This window comes from Niallia yueguangensis (genome assembly GCF_052663115.1).
Genome location: NZ_JBQTCX010000060.1, coordinates 1 through 744, shown reverse-complemented (window position 1 = coordinate 744; position 744 = coordinate 1). Strand labels below are relative to the sequence as shown.

General features: G+C 47.6%; 6 tRNA genes. All 6 read right to left on the bottom strand.

What is annotated here, in order from left to right:
* Positions 1-16: 16 nt before the first annotated feature.
* A tRNA-Ser gene (locus ACTYA4_RS22115) sits at positions 17-109 on the bottom strand.
* Positions 110-117: 8 nt separating this feature from the next.
* Positions 118-194, bottom strand: a tRNA-Ile gene (locus ACTYA4_RS22110).
* A 196-nt stretch (positions 195-390) separates the two neighbouring features.
* Positions 391-467 (bottom strand) — tRNA-Met (locus ACTYA4_RS22105).
* Positions 468-484: 17 nt separating this feature from the next.
* Positions 485-560, bottom strand: a tRNA-Ala gene (locus ACTYA4_RS22100).
* A gap of 17 nt (positions 561-577) precedes the next feature.
* A tRNA-Pro gene (locus ACTYA4_RS22095) sits at positions 578-654 on the bottom strand.
* 5 nt (positions 655-659) lie between these two features.
* A tRNA-Arg gene (locus ACTYA4_RS22090) sits at positions 660-736 on the bottom strand.
* Between the last annotated feature and the right edge of the window lie 8 nt (positions 737-744).

Sequence of the window (744 nt, the reverse complement as noted above, 5' to 3'; positions counted from 1 at the left end):
TTAATTGTTTATCAAATGGAGGAGGAAAGGGGATTCGAACCCCTGCGCGGTTTGACCCGCCTGTCGGTTTTCAAGACCGATCCCTTCAGCCGGACTTGGGTATTCCTCCTCGATAAATGGTGGACCTTGTAGGACTCGAACCTACGACCGGACGGTTATGAGCCGTCTGCTCTAACCAACTGAGCTAAAGGTCCAAATAAAGTAAATGTCAATATTTTGTTTTGCTTTAAAATGTCTGTCCTCATCTCAGTAGGATTATTCAAGAAGCTATTCGATGAGTACAACTCGAAGATTATTCATGATGTACTTCCTCGTTGCTCTAACCAACTGAGCTAAAGGTCCAAATAAAAGTACTATTATTTTTTTGTTATAAAATCTATCTTAATTATTTGGTAGCGGCAGAGGGGATCGAACCCCCGACCTCACGGGTATGAACCGTACGCTCTAGCCAGCTGAGCTACGCCGCCATAATTAATTATTTGATTGGTGGAGCCTAGCGGGATCGAACCGCTGACCTCCTGCGTGCAAGGCAGGCGCTCTCCCAGCTGAGCTAAGGCCCCATCTTTTATGCTCTTCCTGGTCGGGAAGACAGGATTCGAACCTGCGACCCCTTGGTCCCAAACCAAGTGCTCTACCAAGCTGAGCTACTTCCCGATATATGGCGCGCCCGAAAGGAGTCGAACCCATAACCTTCTGATCCGTAGTCAGACGCTCTATCCAATTGAGCTACGGGCGCTAAATCTT